General features: G+C 47.8%; 20 protein-coding genes. 5 read left to right on the forward strand and 15 right to left on the reverse strand.

The genetic code is table 11. From position 1 onward, the window contains the following. Positions 1-6 precede the first annotated feature (6 nt). From NQ542_RS12785 to NQ542_RS12800, 4 genes are all read right to left on the reverse strand, one after another. Entirely contained in the window at positions 7-768 is a 762-nt protein-coding gene (locus NQ542_RS12785; RefSeq protein ID WP_005634578.1) for a hypothetical protein, read from the reverse strand. A 30-nt stretch (positions 769-798) separates the two neighbouring features. Continuing rightward, positions 799-1,719, reverse strand: coding sequence for a relaxase/mobilization nuclease domain-containing protein (locus NQ542_RS12790; protein ID WP_032596396.1), 921 nt, complete (start codon positions 1,717-1,719; stop codon positions 799-801). Between the two features lie 4 nt (positions 1,720-1,723). After that, positions 1,724-2,095 carry a plasmid mobilization protein gene (locus NQ542_RS12795; protein WP_032596400.1) on the reverse strand — a complete coding sequence of 124 codons (372 nt, stop codon included), beginning with the start codon at positions 2,093-2,095 and terminating at the stop codon, positions 1,724-1,726. 229 nt (positions 2,096-2,324) lie between these two features. Then, positions 2,325-2,828 carry a DUF3408 domain-containing protein gene (locus NQ542_RS12800; protein ID WP_005634584.1) on the reverse strand — a complete coding sequence of 168 codons (504 nt, stop codon included), beginning with the start codon at positions 2,826-2,828 and terminating at the stop codon, positions 2,325-2,327. Between the two features lie 517 nt (positions 2,829-3,345). Here NQ542_RS12800 and NQ542_RS12805 point away from each other — a divergent pair. Genes NQ542_RS12805 through NQ542_RS12815 form a run of 3 tightly spaced genes read left to right on the forward strand, consistent with a single transcriptional unit; the run spans position 3,346 to position 4,311 of the window. Next, positions 3,346-3,657: a helix-turn-helix domain-containing protein gene (locus NQ542_RS12805; RefSeq protein WP_005641682.1), complete on the forward strand. Its 312-nt coding sequence runs from the start codon at positions 3,346-3,348 to the stop codon at positions 3,655-3,657. A gap of 6 nt (positions 3,658-3,663) precedes the next feature. Then, positions 3,664-3,951, forward strand: a complete 288-nt coding sequence (locus NQ542_RS12810; RefSeq protein ID WP_007845189.1) for a hypothetical protein — start codon at positions 3,664-3,666, stop codon at positions 3,949-3,951. A 36-nt stretch (positions 3,952-3,987) separates the two neighbouring features. Then, on the forward strand, positions 3,988-4,311 hold the full coding sequence (locus NQ542_RS12815) for a helix-turn-helix domain-containing protein (protein WP_005641972.1): 324 nt from the start codon (positions 3,988-3,990) through the stop codon (positions 4,309-4,311). 338 nt (positions 4,312-4,649) lie between these two features. Here NQ542_RS12815 and NQ542_RS12820 read toward each other — a convergent pair whose 3' ends face one another. From NQ542_RS12820 to NQ542_RS12830, 3 genes are read right to left on the reverse strand one after another with little or no spacing between them, the layout of a single operon-like run. Continuing rightward, complete coding sequence (locus tag NQ542_RS12820) at positions 4,650-4,829, reverse strand: hypothetical protein (RefSeq protein ID WP_005641974.1); 180 nt, start codon at positions 4,827-4,829, stop codon at positions 4,650-4,652. A gap of 4 nt (positions 4,830-4,833) precedes the next feature. Next, positions 4,834-5,226, reverse strand: coding sequence for a hypothetical protein (locus NQ542_RS12825; RefSeq protein WP_004320820.1), 393 nt, complete (start codon positions 5,224-5,226; stop codon positions 4,834-4,836). A gap of 38 nt (positions 5,227-5,264) precedes the next feature. After that, on the reverse strand, positions 5,265-5,825 hold the full coding sequence (locus NQ542_RS12830) for a sigma-70 RNA polymerase sigma factor region 4 domain-containing protein (protein ID WP_004320822.1): 561 nt from the start codon (positions 5,823-5,825) through the stop codon (positions 5,265-5,267). 320 nt (positions 5,826-6,145) lie between these two features. Between NQ542_RS12830 and NQ542_RS12835 the strand changes: the two genes are divergently transcribed. Continuing rightward, positions 6,146-6,409 carry a hypothetical protein gene (locus NQ542_RS12835; protein WP_226766765.1) on the forward strand — a complete coding sequence of 88 codons (264 nt, stop codon included), beginning with the start codon at positions 6,146-6,148 and terminating at the stop codon, positions 6,407-6,409. A gap of 123 nt (positions 6,410-6,532) precedes the next feature. On the opposite strand, the gene NQ542_RS12840 is transcribed toward NQ542_RS12835, so the two are convergent. The 5 genes from NQ542_RS12840 to NQ542_RS12860 all read right to left on the reverse strand — a co-directional run bounded on the left by NQ542_RS12840 (position 6,533) and on the right by NQ542_RS12860 (position 10,916). Beyond that, positions 6,533-7,336 carry a KilA-N domain-containing protein gene (locus NQ542_RS12840; RefSeq protein WP_004320828.1) on the reverse strand — a complete coding sequence of 268 codons (804 nt, stop codon included), beginning with the start codon at positions 7,334-7,336 and terminating at the stop codon, positions 6,533-6,535. Further along, positions 7,303-7,839 carry a hypothetical protein gene (locus NQ542_RS12845; protein ID WP_005636633.1) on the reverse strand — a complete coding sequence of 179 codons (537 nt, stop codon included), beginning with the start codon at positions 7,837-7,839 and terminating at the stop codon, positions 7,303-7,305. Before NQ542_RS12845 ends, NQ542_RS12840 begins: the two co-directional genes overlap by 34 nt. Then, positions 7,829-9,076 carry a site-specific integrase gene (locus tag NQ542_RS12850; RefSeq protein WP_005636637.1) on the reverse strand — a complete coding sequence of 416 codons (1,248 nt, stop codon included), beginning with the start codon at positions 9,074-9,076 and terminating at the stop codon, positions 7,829-7,831. The genes NQ542_RS12845 and NQ542_RS12850 overlap by 11 nt, the downstream gene beginning before the upstream one ends. Before the next feature lie 185 nt (positions 9,077-9,261). Next, a complete protein-coding gene (locus NQ542_RS12855) occupies positions 9,262-10,278 on the reverse strand; it encodes a FecR family protein (protein WP_005636640.1) in 1,017 nt (338 codons plus the stop codon). 68 nt (positions 10,279-10,346) lie between these two features. Beyond that, entirely contained in the window at positions 10,347-10,916 is a 570-nt protein-coding gene (locus NQ542_RS12860) for an RNA polymerase sigma-70 factor (protein ID WP_005636642.1), read from the reverse strand. Positions 10,917-11,508: 592 nt separating this feature from the next. On the opposite strand from NQ542_RS12860, the gene NQ542_RS12865 reads away from it, so the two are divergent. Beyond that, complete coding sequence (locus NQ542_RS12865; RefSeq protein WP_005636645.1) at positions 11,509-12,390, forward strand: PfkB family carbohydrate kinase; 882 nt, start codon at positions 11,509-11,511, stop codon at positions 12,388-12,390. A gap of 73 nt (positions 12,391-12,463) precedes the next feature. On the opposite strand, the gene NQ542_RS12870 is transcribed toward NQ542_RS12865, so the two are convergent. From NQ542_RS12870 to NQ542_RS12880, 3 genes are all read right to left on the reverse strand, one after another. Beyond that, positions 12,464-13,675 carry a sugar MFS transporter gene (locus tag NQ542_RS12870; protein WP_005636647.1) on the reverse strand — a complete coding sequence of 404 codons (1,212 nt, stop codon included), beginning with the start codon at positions 13,673-13,675 and terminating at the stop codon, positions 12,464-12,466. 27 nt (positions 13,676-13,702) lie between these two features. Beyond that, a complete protein-coding gene (locus NQ542_RS12875; protein ID WP_005649582.1) occupies positions 13,703-17,098 on the reverse strand; it encodes a sensor histidine kinase in 3,396 nt (1,131 codons plus the stop codon). A gap of 320 nt (positions 17,099-17,418) precedes the next feature. Then, complete coding sequence (locus NQ542_RS12880) at positions 17,419-18,579, reverse strand: acyltransferase (RefSeq protein WP_005633136.1); 1,161 nt, start codon at positions 18,577-18,579, stop codon at positions 17,419-17,421. Positions 18,580-18,584 lie beyond the last annotated feature (5 nt).

Here is an 18,584-nt window from a genome sequence, read left to right on the forward strand (position 1 = left end):
GTGCAGTCATTTTGAATTAGGATTGTCCACTTGCTTCCTGATTTCCTGTGCCTCCCTGAACAGCCGGTGCGCCAGACTGTCCTTGTAGGCCGCCATTTCATGATTACGGATGCGGTTCCTGACCGAGTCCTCAAAAGCGGTCACCAGCCTTTCCACACGCCGGATCTTTTCCTCGTCCCGCTCGATGGTGAAATGCTTCTCCAGGAAGGCGATGTCGGGATCATCCCCCGGCAGGCAGATCCTGATGGCACGGTATTTCAAATCGGCATCCTTCAAAAGCCGGTTCGTGCGGTACTGGTTACAGTTGGTCCAGACGGAAACGACCAGTGCCAGGATCAGTGCTGAAGCTGTCGTTACCACCGCCTTGGATGCGCTTTCCAGACGGTAGGTCACCAGTTTGTGTACCGGTTCCTTTTTCAACAGGACCATTCTCTCATCCAGCCGTCTTACCGTTTCCTTTACCGCCTGGCTGTCCTGCCGCAGGCTGTCCCTTGTCTTTTCCATTTCTCCGGCAAACGTTTCGGCAGACAACGGCCTGCCTTCCGACAACCGGGCGGTATGGCTACGTACCGCTGCTATTTCCGAACTGTTTTTCTCCACTGCGGATTGCAGGCGTTCCAGACGGATTTTCAGTTCCGCAATCCCTTCAGGGGAATTGGTCCGGTTTTCAACTGCGGGGCTTGTGCCTTCCACAGGCAGCGTCTCCACTTTCTTCTCGATCCTTTCAAGGCATCCGTAGATGCCTTCCAGATAATTTTCCTGTTTCATCTTTCAAAGTTTTTTCGTTATACATATGGTTCACAAACTCCTTCCTTTCCTGCGCTTCTTCTTTCTCCGCAGGCGTTCCGCCTCTTTCTCGTCCTCCGTCGGTACCACCGACGGCATGAACACGCCACCCGTACCGGTGACTTCGACCAGGTTATCAATAACAGAACCATGACTTTGTTCATGGTACGGTTGCTTTTGGGAAACGTCATTTTCCAGGGACGTGACATGGTTATGGTCCAATGCCGCATCCAGCCTTGACCAACTGAAACTGCGGTCAATCCCACTTCCCTTGAATGACAGACCGTTCTTTATAAAGCGGATGCCCTGCACTTCATTAGTGTTTTCCTTGTACTTGAATTCCATTTCCACGCCCATTTTTAAGAGCTTATTTTGAAATTCTTTCCATGTATCTGCACTCCTCAAAGCTTCCTTGACCGCACGGTATATTTCGTATTTCACCTTTTCGGAAGCATGCAGCTTTTCCGTTTTAACGGACTGTTTGCCTTCGGAATAGGTGAGCGAATACTTGTCCTTAAGCATTTTTGTCACTTTCTCGTTGCGCTTGAAATCGTTGCTGTCGGAAATCACCTTCCCGTCGAAGTTCACCCGGTTGAAGACGATGTGGCAGTGCGGGTTGTCCGTCCCGTGATGCCTCACCACGATGAACTGCGTGTTCCGTATCCCCATCAGCTCCAGGTATTCCTCCGCCAGCCTTGCCATGAACGCGTCGGTCAGCCTCGGTGCGTCCTCCGGCTTGAAGCTGAGCGCAATGTGCCCCACCGGTTTCGCCACGTCCGGATTCAGCAGGCATTGCCACCGGAAACTGCGTGCCGTCTCCTCCACCGTTCCCAGCAGCACGCCTTCCGAGGCGATGATTTTTGCGTCGTCCTTCTGCGTCACGTAGCGTATGCAGCCGCTGAACGAGCGGCCTTTCCTGATCTTCCCTATCATGAGGCTATCCTCCTTTCGGCCTGTAATCATCCATGATCCGCTTCAGCTTTCCCAGCAGCCCCTCTATCAGCAGCCTTGTCCTGTAAAAGCCGGTCTGGTGCGAGAGCTTTGTCAGCTGGTTCAGGTTGTTCGCCATTCCCGCCAGGCTGCGCAACAGTGCGTTCTCCTCCGGTGTATGCCTTGCCGTAACGGTGGCCGCCAGTGCTGCCTCCCTGATATAGACCGCCAGACTCCGGCCGGACTTCCCTGCCCTGAACCTGAGAGCCTCGTAGCTGACGGGGGAGAACTTCACCGTCACGCCTCTGGTCAATTTACGCGTCCTGCCCAGTGCCGGACAGCCACATTTTTTCTTCATCCCATTCACATCGTTTGTCATATGTTTTTTCTTTTTCGTCCGTACTTCTTTCATTCCAAAATCTGCGACCGGCGGGAGCGGATTTGCCCTCCCAGCAACCGCCGGGCGCGGGGAGCAAGGGTTTTCGGGAATCCGGAAACATACCCTTGCTCCCCCCACAGAAAAATCCCCCCCCGCATTTTCCACATTGAAGCGGGTATACAGGGAACAGTGCATACATCGGGTATACTCCACGCCCGGTAACAGGCTGTCAGATTTTTCTCCACTGCTCGATGTCCCCACGGTAGGCGGCAAGATGCTCCCTGGCAAGGTTCTCCAGCAGTCCGGAAACGCTCATGCCACGCCCGCCGAGCCTGCGGACGACGGCGTCCAGTTCGTCCCTCACATCCTCACTGACGAACACCGTCTTGCGGTTCCTGATCTTCGGGACGGTGAGGTACGTTTCCCGGTACTCCTCCAGCGAGGCCCTGCGTTGCCTGCCGCTCGTTCTTCTTCTCACGGGGTCTTCCGGTTCCGGCGGGGTGTCCTTTCTTCTCGCCTCCCCGGATACCTCCTCCGCAACGAGCCCGGATGGAATCATCGATTCCGTCACGGAAGCGTCCGTACCGGCGGATTCCCCCGGACCGGGTTCCATCATGAGTCTTTCCCACCACTCGTCGTGGCCGGGCTCGAGACTACGGCTGTTCTTTCTGTCTGCGGTTTCGGATACCACCGTTTTCTTTCTTCTCGGTTTTTCAGTCGGTTCACTTTTCATTGTACATGGATTTTAGCTGGTTGATACTGTGGGCACGGTCTACCCGTTTGCCCGGTTGTCGGAAGCAAATAAAACGATAATAACAGACGGTGTGAAACGGACGGGTCCGATTGGCGGGGTTTGCCGCGTTATTCATATTGTTGGATCAGTCTGACAGTGATGACTTCACAAATATACGCACCGGAAATTTTCCACTCTTCGGGAACGGATCTGAACATCTGTTTACTAAAAACAAATGAATGTTAAAATCAGATTTCCATGACATCTGATGACATATAATGACATCTGATGACATATAATGACATCTGATGACATATAATGACATCTGATGAAGGGCCGGAACCATATCCGGGAACAATCATTTACTTTGCGGATGAAACAAGTACGCATATGGTGTCAAAGGTAGTCATCCTGTCTTGAAATTCAGGATGTTCCGCCGGAATTCACTAAATTGCGGCACGGAATCCGGATCCGAAAAGAGAATGAAACAGATGTCAAACCTGAAATTACATTAATTATGGAAATAGTGAACATTGAAGCAAGGACCTTCGAGGCGATGCTCTCGGCCTTCCGGACGTTCGCGGATCGGCTGGACACCCTTTGCCGGCTGTACGGTGACATGGAAGAGAAGAAATGGCTGGACAACCAGGAGGTGTGCCTACTGCTGAAGGTCAGCCCGAGAACCCTGCAGACCCTGCGTGACAATGGCACGCTGGCATATACACAGATCTGCCATAAGACTTATTACAAGCCCGAGGACGTAGAAAGTATCATCCGGATAGTGGAGGAGCGCCGCAAGCGGGCTGAAAGCATGGGAAAATCAATTTGAAAAGCCATGGGAAACGAAAGGATGATACTTTCTCCCGGCAGTCTGGCAGGCGGCTGGGAAAGTCTGGACGGCAGTCCCGATTTCTACATCTTCAGGGATTCCAGCGGGGACTACCGCCTGCTGGCCTACAGCCTTGACGCGGAGTACGGGCGGGGAAGTTTCTCGCTCTACAGGATAGACGGGGACGGGGAGGGATGCCATATCCGTATCGGTACGAAAGAGTGCCGGTTCATGTCGGAGGGATGCCCCCATATCCTCCATGTCATGGGGTGGGGCCGATATATGAGAAACTGAAAAAGTAAATGTCAAACCAACAAACAGATGAGATTTATGATGAATACCGATAACCGTTTGCTCACCCGTGAGAGCAGCGAGCATATAAGAGAGTTCTTCTCTACCGTCGAACGTCTCTCCGTTTCCATGGAGCGTCTCTTTGCCGGCAGGTCACCGGCGATGGCGGGCGAGAACTTCTATACGGACCGCGAACTGGCTGAAAAACTGAAAGTGAGCCGCCGCAGCCTGCAACAGTACCGTGACAGCGGCCTGCTTGCATTTACCCGGCTGGGCGGCAAGATATTGTACCGTTCTTCCGATATCGAGAAGTTGCTTGACGGCTGCTACCGGAAGGCGAGAACCAGGCCGGAGGAACTTTAGAAATGTTCCGTACGGGATCGTGAATAAAGGGGCGGTCGGTTGTCATACCGGTCGCCCCTTCGTTTTCTTTCCATCGGATGAACGACTTTAATTTGCTCATAAAGTATTTATACACAGAGTATTTCTCTTTATGAATTATGATCCGGTGACAACATTGGCATAACATGGCGGGACATGGAAACATTTTTCCGGTATGGCAATAAGATACGGGGATTCCATTATAAAAAAAGACCCTTATTTTATTATGTCATTATGTTATTCTGAAATTGGGGCGGGTCGTTCGTGTACCGGTGGGACGATCCATTCCCGTAATGACGGCATATTCCGTACCGGTATCATTATCCTCCGGCAATGCCGTTTCCCGGTCTTTTCGGAGTGACCTTATGCCGGCCGGTGACAACCGCATGTCCGTGTGTAAACATGACGGCACATAAAAACAGGCACATCCTCCGGGCTTTTGTCCCGTCGGATGCGCCTGTCTCCGTCATGTCATATACAGCCGGACTCCTCCGGCCCATGTCTCTATCTGAGTATCGGATTCGAGAGCAGTATCTTGTAATAGGCCACTCCGCCAATCTCTACCGGCATCCTCGCCATCATGAACTGCACGCTCTTCCTCTCCACCTTCGCCTGCCGCATGAGCCTCTGCACGATAAACCCCGCCGAGAACCTTGCGCATCTTTTGTCCTTCCAGACGATGAACCCCTCGCTGTCGTCGGCCCGGCAGATATACCAGTCACCCGTCTCGTCGTCGTGGGCGAAGTTCACCCGTCCGCCGCCGAGGATTCCTAATTCGATTGACATCGTCTTTGACAGATAGACAGTCCCCCTGCTGTCAAGGTTGATGGTCCGCTTACCCTTGTATGTGACTTCCTGCGGACGGGAGTTTTCCCTGTTGTATACTATCAGTGCCATAATTGTCCTTCTTTTATCGGTTGAACTGTTTTTGTTTTTCAATACATGAAGCTTTCCACCGCCAGCATCTGACTTCTCCATGCGAAACCGCTGTGGGTACGTACCGCGTCCACTATCCTGCATACTTTCTGCGATATGGCCGATGCCGAGATACCCATGCATTCCGCCAGCGCCTTGAACGAGAACTGCGCTTCATAGAACCTGAGCATGAACATCCGGTATTCCTCGTAGGAGAACTTCTGCCTTACGAAACGCAGTATGTCTCTTACCAGCCGCTCGCACCCGTTCAGGTCGTCCTCGGAAAGGAATTTTGCCTCCTCGCCACATCGGAGGAAGAAATCATCTTCAGGGTGTGCATACCGGTTCTCCCTTTTAATCTTTATCAGGGCCGCCTTTTTGTAGCATCCGATGAAATACGCGTCATAGTCCGTTATGTCCTTTCCGGGAACCAGCACCTGCCTTCTTACGAAAAGGTAGGTGTCATGGAAATTGTCCTCGTCCAGCATTCCGTACCGGCGTAACGTCCCTCTCAACCTGTCATAGGATTTTGTGAACCACTCGTTGAACAGTCTTTCCTTTTCTGCGCTCTTGTCTGCCATAACCTTATATTTTTTTGAGTTATACATGGCCTACACGGGTAGGCATTCTTATTTCTTGTGCTTCCTCCAGTTTGTTTTTCGGCGGTCTCCGGCAAGGCTTGCCGTGAAAAAATACGCTCACGCAAAGCGTGAGGAAGATTTTTTCACGAGCAACCAGCCCGCAGGGCCGCCTTGCGGGACCGGCCTGAAAAACAACTATTTTTGCCGCAAGAAATGAGGATGACGGATTCCTTCTGTCTATTGCCTGTCCGGTGAGAATCTAAAATACCATGCAGCTTTTCTGTCTTCGGCATACTTGGAGAAATATTCAAGGATATGGAATGAGAACGGCAATACGTGATATTGCAGAAGGAGCGGAAATGGGATTGGAAACAGGAAGCATGTCCGGGCTTTCATGCGGTTTATACGGCAGTGTTGATTTTGGGGAGGATTACAGGGAAGTGACAGGAAGGTTAGCCGTTCCGGAGAAATTGTATGTGTACGTTTGTTCCTTCTGGAATACGGAGTCTTTTAAAATCATGGAAGACCTCATTCGGGAATGTGTTCCGAACAATACCCCGCCACGGAACGGTTATGACACTTGATATCAGGCTGTAAGCCGTTCCGTAGCTTCAGTATCCCATATCCCATGCATGAATGTGGATCAGGCGGCATTTCACCTCCTTGCCCCGTTTACGGACATGCCGATGCGTTGCCTGCCGGAATTCTCATTCAAGCAGTTTTCGTCCGCCATCATCTTCCAACACACGCATTTGCTGGATGGCTATCCGGTTCAGTCTCACGAGCCGTTCGCCTTGCGGTATGCCCTGGTCTATGAATACGGCGTTCAGGTTTTCCATATTGGAGAGGCAGATCAGTTCATTGATGGAGGCATAGTCACGGATATTGCCCTTCAGACCGGGATTCTGCTCACGCCACATCCTGGCGGTCATCCCGAACATGGCTACGTTGAGCACGTCCGCCTCTTCCGCATAGATGACGCCGGCCTGTGCGGGGGTGACTTCCACCGGTATCAGGTTCTGCCTGATGGCATCGGTATGTATGCGGTAGTTGATCTTTGACAGTTCCCGTTTCGCACTCCAGCCGAGCTGGGCCTGTTCCTCCTCTTTCAACCGCTGGAACTCTTTCAGCAGGTACAGCTTGAATTGAGGGGATACCCACGTGGCGAACTCGAACGCGATATCCTTGTGTGCGTAAGTCCCTCCATAGCGTCCGGCCTTGGCGATGATACCTTTGGAGTTGGTCTTTTCCACCCATTGTTTGACGGAAAGGATGAAACGGTTCAATCCGGCCTCGTTTTTAATTCCCTCGAATTCGGGGGAATTAAAATCCGGATTGTACATCTCCTCCCATATGCCCAGAAACTCGACGGTATTCTTGTTACGCAACCACTTTTCAATAAGGGCGGGACCGTTTTCCATATTGCGGACCATGTCGGTCAGGGAGATATAATCCTTGTCATTGTACGTGATGACTGTCACTTCTGTATTTTGGACTTTAATTTTAGCCATGTTCTTTTAACGGTTATTCGGTTATTATTGGTTCGATGTACAAATGTACGGTGTATTTTCCGGAATGGTCCTCCATATCCGGAAAAGTTTGTGTCACGCCGCCTGTTGCGACAAGCCGTTTCTACCAAGGAAAGGGCAGGCAATACCGGCTGACGTGGATACAGGCGGAACAACTCGCATATGCAATGCAGAGGGAGCAGGAGAGCCTTCACCACAGCCGGAGAGGAAAGCGGTCTCATGCCGGGGTACGGCATGAAAAGGGGCTCCCGGACAGTTCTTTTCCTTGTCGCACATGCACTACGTCGGTCGCAGTTTTCGCCTTCTGAATCCCTTTTACGTCCGTCCCTGCGCTTTCGGAGCGTTTTTCCGGTAGAAAATTTCACCATGCGGAAATTTTCTACCGGAAACCGAAGGGAAAACGCGGAGTCCCGCAGGGACGGACGAACTTTGATGAGGAAGGGGAAAATCGTCCGTTTCATAAATACCATTTCCTCATATGGCATCGCATATTTCCTTCTCCATCTTTTCCAGCTTATGGGACAGGATTTCCATGTCGCTGCTGATCTTCTGGTTGGTTATCCGGGCATATATCTGGGTGGTTTTCAAATCCGTATGCCCCAAAAGACGGCTTACGGTCTCGATGGGCACACCGTGCGAGAGCAGCACGGTGGTGGCGTTCGTATGCCGGGCAACATGATAGGTCAGCCTTATCTTGAAACCGCACTGCCTGCCAAGTTCCTTCAATATGGTGTTGCATCTGCCGTTGCTCGGTACCGGAAATACATGATCGTCCTTGGACAGCCCCTTGTACTTCTCTATGATGCGCTTGGGAACGTCCAGCAGGCGGATGTTGGACTCGGTGTTTGTCTTGCGCCGGCGGGTGATGATCCAGAGGTTGCCGTCGAAGAAGGTCTGGAGCCGGTCGGTCGTCAGCGCCTTCACGTCCGCGTATGCCAGTCCGGTGAACACAGAGAAGATGAAGAGGTCGCGTACCAGTTCGCAGGTCCCGCTTTTCACCGGGGCCTCCATCAGCGTCTGTATCTCACGCTCTGTTAGGTAGCCCCGGTCAACGCTTTCGGGGGAGTTGATGTACCCGGCGAAGGGGTTGAAGGGAAGCGCACCGCTGTTGCGGGCGATGGAGATGACGTGCTTGAGCCCGATCATGTAACCCCATACGGTATTGGTGCGGCATTTCTTCTCCGTACGCAGGAAATACTCGAAGTTGTTGATGAACGTCAGGTTGAGTTCCTTCAGGGGAATGTCGTCACGGCGGTACACTTTCGGGACGAACTCGCAAAGGTGCCTGTATATGGTACGGTAGCGGTTGTATGTTCCCTGCACGCGGCTGTGTCCCACTTTCTTGATGAACTCCTCGTTGTGCTGCTCGAAGAGTTTCAACAGCGTCTCGCGTTTCACGCCCAGCCCGAGGCAGGCGTCCCTCAGCCTGGCGGCGGTGACATAGCCGTCGGACTGCATCAGTTCCTGGTAACGGCGGTTCACGTCCACGCGTATCCGGTCAACCTCCGCATTGATTTTCTGCGCCTCGGCGCTCTTGCCCGTGGCACGTGCCGTTTTCACGTCCCAAAGTTTCGGAGGTACGTCCAGTTTACAACTGAACTGCTTGATTTCACCGTCCACCGTAAGACGGCACATTAGGGGGAGATAGCCGTTGGCTCTCTCGCTGCCCTTCTTCACGTAGAAGAGGATTTTGAAAGTCGATCTGCTCATACTCGTTTTCATACTTTTTTGATCGTTACAAAGTTAATATCAAGCGAGTTGTCCTCAGGTATGAAAAACTGTGCAAATTACTGAAATAGAACCCGTTGTGCCGTTTCTTATTCCCGTTATATCAGTAACGATATGGGAACTGAAGTCTTTCGCTGTTTTTAGCGGATCTCCTTTTTCAGCTTATGCAGTATTATGAGTTAAACACCTAACTGCTTAATAGACTGCATTCTTGCTGTATTATCATCAACCTTGCTTTTTCTTGCTGCGTTTACTTTAAATTTGCGGATTTGCTGCAATACGCGGAAAACATCGTCAAGACTGTCGCGCTGCCTGAATTTTCCCGTATAAGTATCTTTGAATAAAGATGTGTCTTTTACTACGATCTTTACGTCATAGTAAAGTTCCATTTTTTCCAGAATATTGATCAAAGGTTCATTTTCAAAGGCATATATACCGTCAAGCCATAAAAAATGAGCTTTCAGGCGAATCGGTTCTACCTTCATCTTTCCGTTCGAGACAGTCACTTGTTGATCCGGTTCCAAAATGATCCCGTCAGATTCCTTATTCCGGAAAAAGACGCGTACGGAACCTTCCAACAAACTGGTTTGTACATAGCCGGTCGCAGGATAGCTGCACACGTTAAATTGGGTGCCTAAAACTTCCATATCGACATCATGCGTAGAAACAATGAAAGGGCGGGAAGGGTCTTTCGCCACTTTGAAGAAGGCTTCTCCTTCGATCGTAACATTCCTTTTATCATCGGTAAAACTGGCTGGATAGATCAACTTCGACTTCGCATTCAGCCAAACTTCCGTCCCATCCTGCAAGACCAGTTGTGCCCGCTGTCCGGCAGGAGTGTACAGAGTATTCATCACATTCTCCGATAAAAACTCCGCTTGCTCAGGCTGTGCATACCAATATGTCAATATACTTGTTGAAACGACTAATATCAGGATAGCAGCCGCATACCCGATCCGGCGTGTCCAACGCTTCCACATCACGGAGTGTTGCTTTTGCAAAATAAAGCAGTCGTATTTCTGTTTGCCGATTGTTTTATCCTGCACCTGATGTCCTAAGTTCAACAAGGCATATAGATTTTGATACTCTACAAATTCTTTTTTGAGTTCTTCACTCGCCTCGACATCGCGCAGCAGGGATAGTCGCTCTTCCGTGGAAAGTTCCTCATAAAAGTATTTATGTATCCGTTCGTTCATATTTTCCGCTTTTGTTCTTAATAAACGGATCAGGGAACCAAAACCCCCAAGAGGATAAACGGATTTTTTTAATTAGCGAGTAAAAATATTAATAAAGGGAGATAGTCTTTCAATTCGCTTTTAATTTTCTTATAGGCGATATCCATCTGATTTTCAACAGTTTTAAGGGAAATATTCAATTCAGCAGCTATGTCTTTCTGTTTTTTCCCCTCTATTTTGCTTTTGATAAAAATTTCCCGACATTTTTCAGGCAAAGAGTCTACCACTTCAGTAATGATCCGTTCGATATCCTGCTCGGAGAGTAGAGACTGATCGAATAATTCCAAGGAGGCAAGTTTCATCCGCAAAGTAGCCTGATACTCTTCCTGTATCAGGTTGACAGCTTCCTTTACAACAATGCGGTGACGTAAAAGGTCGATACAACGGTTTTTGATCGAAGTAAAAAGCAGGGCAACCAGATTCACATCATAAGCCAAGATCTCTTTTCTTTCCCACAATTCGGTAAATACGTCCTGGACGATATTTTCTGCGTCTTCTTCTGACACGACATACTCCAGAGCGAAATATTTCATCCGGGAAAACCAAGAGACATATATTTCTTCAAAATGGTCGGATAGTATTTTCTTTTCAACCAGCATCTTTCTTCTGTGTGAATAAAATCACGGCGTTCTCGATCTCCAAACTTTAATCTTTAAATTATTATATAGAGTGTGAGAGCTGTGACTTATCTATCAAATAGGGCTCTGGAAAACCTTTGGGAGTAAATAAGCAACATACTCCCACACCATACTTACGGATACGATGCGGGATATGCTAACCCATTCTTCCCCCTTTCAAATTTTCCAGATTTTTATTTGAAAGAATCAGTTAAACAACGCAATTGTGCTATTTGCACAATGCAAATATAGTAATAGTTATTGGTTAGACAAGTAAACTGTATATTGTATTCAAGACAAACGTATCTAATTTTTAGTCGATAGCAGTGTATAAAGTACAAGAACTTCCGAGAGAAGGAACCTATAAGTTCTCCAAACAGCGTTTCTCGGATCTAGTGGAAACAATTCGCATGATAGGGCATGAGTTATCAGAAATTTCCATTGTTTGAGCCTATGACAAACTATTAATGGCAAGTTTCATTATTCAAACTGGCGAAGGAAGAGCTAAAAATATTCATAGCAACAATTTATTTCTTGTTTTTATATACTTTTGCAGCCTGATTAAATAAGTAATATGAATACACATAATCTTTGTTGCATCGGCCACATTACGTTGGATAAGATTGTAACGCCGAAAAGGACACTGCATATGCCGGGAGGAACATCTTTCTATTTCGCGCATGGAATGAGCAAATTAGATACTTCCGACTTCCTGTTGGTAACAGCTCTTGCTGTCAGTGAGATGGACGCGGTGGAAGAAATACGCAGGAAAGGGATCGATGTAAAGGTTTTGCCCAGTACCCATTCCGTCTATTTTGAAAATACATATGGCGAGAACCAGAACAACCGGACGCAGCGGGTATTGGCAAAAGCCGATCCGTTCACAGTTGAAGGGTTACAGGATGTCGATGCCCGCATCTATCATTTGGGAAGTTTGCTGGCGGACGATTTTTCTTTAGATGTAATCAAATATTTATCGACCAAAGGGATGTTATCGGTCGATGCCCAAGGCTACCTGCGTGAAGTTCGCGGTGAGAATGTTTTCGCCGTAGACTGGCCGGAAAAGGAAGAGGCACTGAAATACATCCATATCCTGAAAGCCAACGAACACGAAACGGAAGTTCTCACCGGATGCAAAAATCCGCGTGAAGCAGCTCTGAAATTAGCCAACTGGGGCGTTAAGGAGGTTTTGCTGACATTAGGAAGCATGGGATCTGTCATTTATGCCGACGGCGAATTTCATGAAATACCCGCATACCCTCCAACAGAGATTGTGGACGCTACGGGATGTGGCGATACCTATATGGCCGGCTATCTGTACATGCGAAACAAAGGAGCTTCATACAAAGAAGCAGGATGTTTTGCCGCCGCCATGTGTACAATCAAGCTGGAAGCCTCGGGACCTTTCGGGGGAACAGAGAAGGATGTTTGGGATATTATCGAAAGGTATAAGTGAAACGATTTATGATTTCAGATTTATGATTTATGAGCTATGTATCACTGATAAATCATAAATCTGAAATCATAAATCAACGCAGTTTCTTAGCCATCACCATATAAGAATAAATAAGGACTACGGCATACCCAAATAGCGGTACGACGAACGAAAACGACATTGTCGAGATATCGGCTACATAGCCCATCAATAACGGTCCGACAGCTCCTCCTATCGGAGACATCATCAAGAAGGACGAAGCACGCTTGGTATAGTCACCCAATCCCCTCAGCGAGATAGCAAAAATCGTCGGAAACATAATAGCCTCGAAGATATAGCAGGCAAATAGAGCACCTTTCGACAGAGTACCTAAATTCAGGGTAACGAACAGAGCGCCCAAAACAGTAAAAATCGCACAAATAAACAAGACTTTCTCCGCTCGGATATAACTCATAATCCAACTACCGATAATACGCCCGATCATAAACAAGCCCAATCCACCGAAGGAAAGAACGATCGCTGCCTCATGCGCATCCATCCACCCATCGTCAGTCACATAATTAATAAAGAAACTGTTAATCGATATTTCCGCTATTTCGTAGCAGAACAAGGCCATCACCCCCCAGGTAAAACAACGATGTTTCCACAATCCTTTCAACCCGGCTTTAGCCTCAGCAGTCGTATCTTCGCAATCGTCATGGTTGATCTCCGGCAAGCGGATGCGGAAGAAAATAAGAGCAACAGACAGGACGATAACGCCCATCACGGTATAGGGCAAAGCAATGTTAGCATCTCCGTTGCCGGAAAACAACAGCATTCCACCGATTACAGGTGCACAGATACAACCTAACCCGTTGAAGGATTGTGCCAGATTCAAACGACTGGCTGCCGTCTCGCGATCCCCAAGCTCTGTCACGTAAGGATTGGCTGCCGTCTCCAAGAACGTCAGTCCGCAACCGATCACAAACAGGGAAAAGAGAAAGAAGTTGAATGACATCAACTGTTCGCTCGGAATGAAAAGCAACGATCCGATCCCGTAAAGGATCAGACCGAACACCACCCCCTGGCGGTATCCGTATTTATTAATAAAAAGTCCGGCTGGGATAGCCATTGTGAAATAACCCGTGTACATCGTTGCCTGGATCAAAGCAGAATGAGCCTTCGTCATGACAAGCGCCTCCTGGAAATGCTTGTTCAGCACATCTAAAATAGCATGTGCAAAACCCCATAAGAAAAACAGAGATGTGACTAATACAAAAGGAACCAGATACTCTTTCTTTACCAACGATTTCTTTACTTTTTCCATTTTATTGTTATTTGTTTTATACTCATCTTATTCATTTACCGGATTGTAGGGAATCGTGAACCAGAAAGTCGAGCCTTTACCTAACTCCGAATCCACACCGATCTTGCCATCCAAAGACTGTATGATGGACTCGCAGATGGAAAGCCCCAACCCCGTTCCCTGGACAAAGCTGTCAAATTTAGCAAAACGTTCAAAAACATGCGGAATATTCTCCTCGGCAAGTCCTTTGCCGGTGTCCGCCACATAAAAGCGCAGGATAGCGCCTATCCTCTCATATCCCATCGTAATAGAACCCTCCGAAGTGTATTTGCAAGCATTACTGAGGAAATTGGAGAGAACCTGTGTCAGCCGATTCTTTTCCGAATGGATCACACAAGCGACAGACGGCAGATGGCAAACCAAATCGACACCATCCTTCACACGCGACTTATAGACCTGCTGCAAGTTATTGAATATCTCGGACAAGTCGACTGCCGAATAATTGAAATCCATCTGCCCGGCTTCGATCTTCGAAAGGTCGAGAATATCATTGACCAACTGGAGCAAAAGCTCATTATTCGTCTCGATGATCTTGACATATTCACCGATCTCATCCGGCTCTTCCGCCATCGCAATCAGGTTCGAGAAGCCGACAATCGCGTTTAGGGGCGTTCGTATCTCATGGCTCATATTGGCCAGGAAAGCGCTTTTCAACCGATTGGCCTCCTCCGCCTTATTACGCAGGCGGATCAGTTCGTTCGTCATCTTCAAGTCCGTAATATCGCGCCTCAACCCGATGAGTTTACGTATCTTTCCATTTTCATTCCGTCCATAGGGAACGGCATGCATCTCGAACCAGCGATCTCCCAGTGCTGGGACCATTGTCCTGATCTGGACCTCCATCACATGGATCTTTCCACAGGCAAGGTCTTCCAAACCTTTCCGAAGCAAATCACGGTCTTCGAGATCTACGAACGAAAGATACTCATCCAACGAAATTGTCATTCCTTCGAACACGGTAGACCGCGGCGAGTAGAAAATCCGAGTATCCGGATTGTACTCCCACGAAATAATCTGAGCAGCATCAAGAGTGAAGTCCAACTGTAGTTTGTTCTCTTCAAGTTCCTGCCGTCTCTTCATCTCACCCGTTATATTTCTTTCCGTCCCGATAATCTGTTCGACTTCGCCAGTCTTTTCCGACTTCAACCCGATTGCATAGGTTTCGAACCAATCATAGCCTTCACCCCGCCGGAAGCGAAACACTTCCCTCAGTTTGTTTTCTACTCCCCTGGACAGGCGGGACATAAACCGACTGTATTTTTCTTTGTCGTCCGGATGCAATAAATCCAGTGCACCTTTATTGCTCAAACCATCGTTGGCAAGCGTCTTCCGGTAAAGAGAGGTGAATGTATCCTTCTGCACATCATAGCACCAAGCCGACAGGGAACCGGCATCAAGGGCAACGGACAATTCCCGGCGTATATCATCAAGCTCGAGTTCATTCCTACGAATATCCGTCGTATCAACCATTGTAGCAACAATATATAGGTTTCCCTCTTTATCTTCCAAGCGCGTCTTAGTAGTAACAGCCCAACGGACAGGTAACCCGGTTTCTTCATCAAACAATACCCGGTTAAAAGAAATCGGCTTGTCGCTTTGCAACACCCGGTTATCTTCTTCCCTGAAAAGAGAAGCTTTCAAATCGTTCACTTCAAAATCATTCTTCCCCAACATACAATCAAAGGCCTCTTTATAAAATTCGGAGACTTTGTTGTTGTAGAACAGATAGCGGTACTCATTACTCACATCCTTGATAAACAATCCTACCGGCAGATTATCCATGATCGATTGCAGGAATGTTTTCAAACGCAGGATTTCCTTTTCGGCAACGACATAAGGAGTCACGTCATGGGTAAAGCAGATAACCGAATTATTCTCAAACGGTACAACACGTGCCTTTGTATATTTGATCCGATCCTTTTTCCCGTACTTGCAATTAAAGACAGTCACCTCACCCGTTTCGACCGTCCGCTTCACATGCAAGATAATTTCATCCAGCATCTCTTTAGCCTGCGGATATTCAAGATGAAGATCCTTCAGATTCTTCCCTATCTGGCATCTCGTGTCGACATCTTTCCAATTGTGATTATCAGGGTTCACGATATCCACTATATTCAGATCGAAGTCATAGATGGTTGCCATGTCCGGCATCCGGCTCAAAAGTTCCATCATTTTGGTATTTGCCGTCTTGTAAGCGTCTTCCTTTCGTTTCCTGTAATTTAAGATACCAATAAAGATAACCACCATCAAAATAACCAAACAGACAAACAGGATCACTTCTACCGGATGTTCTTGCCATAATGAAGGTTCTTCGTTATAGAACACCGTATTTTCAGGCAACAACGAGGGGTCGATCCCTGAAGCTACGAGCGTCGGATAGTTGATATAGTAATTGGGAAGTGAAGGAGTGAACTGAAAAGCCGGACTATTTTCGAATCCTTTCGTCAGAACACAATGAGTCAGCAATGCCAAGTCCTTACCCAAATCCTCTCCGGAAATAAAATAGCCACCAATGTAATTCATGTTCGACGTGCCCTGATCCAAAACCTGATAAACCGGCTTGGACGTATAACGTGCCAGCTCATTGTGGAGCATCGAATGTGCATGGGGATATTGAAGGGCATCGGTATACCATCCCGCCGATAAGATGGCATAGGAATCATCCATACAGGCAATCGAATCGAGTAGTTGGGGAGTAGACAGCTTACAGCCATCCATATAGCAAAGGTCGAGCGAATCGATCTGCTCGAAAAGATCGTTGATATAGGACTCGAAAAACGCCATATTATAACGATTGTCATAACAAAACGCCACTTTGCGGATATGTGGCTGAAGTTGTTTTATCAGCGACAGGTTCTCAATGACAAAGTCCTTATAGGAATATCCCGTTATTCTGAAATCGCCGAACGACTCTTTCATCGGCATCATATCGGCAACCGAAAACAGCTTCTTGTCTTTATTCTCATAATCAATGAAGGCTCCTTTCACATAACCCAACACGACAGGAATCTCATGCCAGCTATCCACACAAGTGACCCGATAGGAAGACCAAGCCTCATTACCTAGCAGCACGACCACATCCGGCTTTACCTTATAGGCAGCAAAAAGCTGCCGCATCCATCCTACCCAGGTTTCAAAGACGGGAGAAGCCTCGCAGTCCATATACTCAACAAATATTTTCGCTTCCGAATCTACCTGCATCTGATCTATGAAAGACGCAATCAGATGGTTTCCCTCTTCCTTGATCGGAGAATAAGAGCTAATGACCAAAACCTTCTGACCATTGCCGCTTGTCGTCCTTGCCTCCACAGGGAAAAGAGAAAGAGTAAAAACAAATAAAATTATCAGCAGTTCGTCGATTATCAACTTGCCATTTAGCATCATTATCCCGTTGTTATTAGACTATACCTGCAAATGTACAGCATTTTTTCATTTCAAGAACCTAATATGCTTGTATTTGAGCCACATTATGGCAAAAACGTCCCATTAGCCAGGATACGATCATTGACATCAAGCCAATGCTAAGACGGATAATAAGGGAGTGTCAACCAGAAAATCGAGCATTTTTTCTTCTGACTTAACTTTGAGCTCCCCCCAAGCATTCGACGACCATCTGAGAAGATGCTGTTCAAAAATTACCCACACATCCTTCCTGACACATAGGCACATCGACTTGAATAGCTTTACTTTATTACAGTATAAAGTTACCCTACTACATACCTGGCATTCTTCCCCATCAATCGATAAATGGAAGCTACGATCAACCAGGAAATGGCAAATGCGACAACCGCGGCGGCAGGTATCTGTAAAGCCACCGGTACATGCAAGGCACGCATCAGAACGACACCCGGACCGGTAAAGAAATAATGCACCATATAGATTCCGAACCCACAAGTCGTCAGGTTTGCCAGCAAACTCTTGATCTTTTCGGATCGCACATCCACCTTTTTCATCAATAGGAAAACGGGGACCGTCATCATCACGACGTTAAGAGAACAATAGGTAAAGAAAAGTTCCAGCAATTCTTCGCTGTATTCCGGCAGAGCGGTTACATAGCGGAAACCGAAAAAAGTTACGACATAGCCGATCAAAAACATCGGGATCCCGGCCAACAAGATTTTATTCAGACTCCAGTCGTGATTGCGCAGGTAATGTCCTAAAAGCAGATAGCCGTTGAACCCGGCAAAATAATACAACATATTGAAGGAGTTCCAGGAACAGCCTCCCCATACATAAGGTGAAACGAACTGATAGTAATAAGGCAACAGTGTCGACACGCCCCAGGCCAGCAAAAACCATAGCTTGGCCTTTTCAGAGGCTTTTTCCACCCAGGCAGAGAAAACAGGCAAGTACAAGTATAACCCGATCAATAGATAGATATACCACATATGCACATCTACAATCGAGAAATTCAATGGGATCTCCGCAATATATCTCAAGGAAACATCCAATGACTGACGAGCCACTTCTTCGCCCGAATAGGGAAAAAAGTCCAAGATCACCTCCGGTGACAAGCCTAGCTGTCCGGTTATCCAAGGGAACAGGTTATAAAGCACAGACCAAATCAGGAAAGGCCAAAAGACACGGCTGATCCTTTTTTTATAAAAGACGGAAGTATCGTCCTTCAATGGCAACAGCAAGGCTCCCGTAATCATCACAAACAGGGGGACACAAGGACGGAGAAACGATCCATAAGCTGCTCCCCAGAACTTAATCTGATCGATATTAGCTGGTGGTTCACCCGGATAAAAGTTAAACGGATCTGCACTATGGCAACAAACCACGGTAAACATGGCAACAAAACGTACCACATCCAGCCAAACAACATGCGATCGGCCAATTGCCGAATTCTGACTCTTCATCATAATAT

Origin of the sequence: Parabacteroides merdae ATCC 43184 (genome assembly GCF_025151215.1) — a bacterium.
GTDB lineage: Bacteria > Bacteroidota > Bacteroidia > Bacteroidales > Tannerellaceae > Parabacteroides > Parabacteroides merdae.

What these genes read in the sequence shown, in the direction of transcription:
- NQ542_RS12855 (WP_005636640.1), bottom strand. Translation starts at nt 10,278, where the DNA reads ATGAACGAACGGATACATAAATACTTTTATGAGGAACTTTCCACGGAA.
- NQ542_RS12790 (WP_032596396.1), bottom strand. Translation starts at nt 1,719, where the DNA reads ATGATAGGGAAGATCAGGAAAGGCCGCTCGTTCAGCGGCTGCATACGC.
- NQ542_RS12845 (WP_005636633.1), bottom strand. Translation starts at nt 7,839, where the DNA reads ATGCCATATGAGGAAATGGTATTTATGAAACGGACGATTTTCCCCTTC.
- NQ542_RS12810 (WP_007845189.1), top strand. Translation starts at nt 3,664, where the DNA reads ATGGGAAACGAAAGGATGATACTTTCTCCCGGCAGTCTGGCAGGCGGC.
- NQ542_RS12860 (WP_005636642.1), bottom strand. Translation starts at nt 10,916, where the DNA reads ATGCTGGTTGAAAAGAAAATACTATCCGACCATTTTGAAGAAATATAT.
- NQ542_RS12815 (WP_005641972.1), top strand. Translation starts at nt 3,988, where the DNA reads ATGATGAATACCGATAACCGTTTGCTCACCCGTGAGAGCAGCGAGCAT.
- NQ542_RS12870 (WP_005636647.1), bottom strand. Translation starts at nt 13,675, where the DNA reads ATGGAAAAAGTAAAGAAATCGTTGGTAAAGAAAGAGTATCTGGTTCCT.
- NQ542_RS12880 (WP_005633136.1), bottom strand. Translation starts at nt 18,579, where the DNA reads ATGATGAAGAGTCAGAATTCGGCAATTGGCCGATCGCATGTTGTTTGG.
- NQ542_RS12805 (WP_005641682.1), top strand. Translation starts at nt 3,346, where the DNA reads ATGGAAATAGTGAACATTGAAGCAAGGACCTTCGAGGCGATGCTCTCG.
- NQ542_RS12800 (WP_005634584.1), bottom strand. Translation starts at nt 2,828, where the DNA reads ATGAAAAGTGAACCGACTGAAAAACCGAGAAGAAAGAAAACGGTGGTA.
- NQ542_RS12840 (WP_004320828.1), bottom strand. Translation starts at nt 7,336, where the DNA reads ATGGCTAAAATTAAAGTCCAAAATACAGAAGTGACAGTCATCACGTAC.
- NQ542_RS12850 (WP_005636637.1), bottom strand. Translation starts at nt 9,076, where the DNA reads ATGAAAACGAGTATGAGCAGATCGACTTTCAAAATCCTCTTCTACGTG.
- NQ542_RS12865 (WP_005636645.1), top strand. Translation starts at nt 11,509, where the DNA reads ATGAATACACATAATCTTTGTTGCATCGGCCACATTACGTTGGATAAG.
- NQ542_RS12825 (WP_004320820.1), bottom strand. Translation starts at nt 5,226, where the DNA reads ATGGCACTGATAGTATACAACAGGGAAAACTCCCGTCCGCAGGAAGTC.
- NQ542_RS12820 (WP_005641974.1), bottom strand. Translation starts at nt 4,829, where the DNA reads ATGGGCCGGAGGAGTCCGGCTGTATATGACATGACGGAGACAGGCGCA.
- NQ542_RS12875 (WP_005649582.1), bottom strand. Translation starts at nt 17,098, where the DNA reads ATGATGCTAAATGGCAAGTTGATAATCGACGAACTGCTGATAATTTTA.
- NQ542_RS12835 (WP_226766765.1), top strand. Translation starts at nt 6,146, where the DNA reads ATGAGAACGGCAATACGTGATATTGCAGAAGGAGCGGAAATGGGATTG.
- NQ542_RS12830 (WP_004320822.1), bottom strand. Translation starts at nt 5,825, where the DNA reads ATGGCAGACAAGAGCGCAGAAAAGGAAAGACTGTTCAACGAGTGGTTC.
- NQ542_RS12795 (WP_032596400.1), bottom strand. Translation starts at nt 2,095, where the DNA reads ATGACAAACGATGTGAATGGGATGAAGAAAAAATGTGGCTGTCCGGCA.
- NQ542_RS12785 (WP_005634578.1), bottom strand. Translation starts at nt 768, where the DNA reads ATGAAACAGGAAAATTATCTGGAAGGCATCTACGGATGCCTTGAAAGG.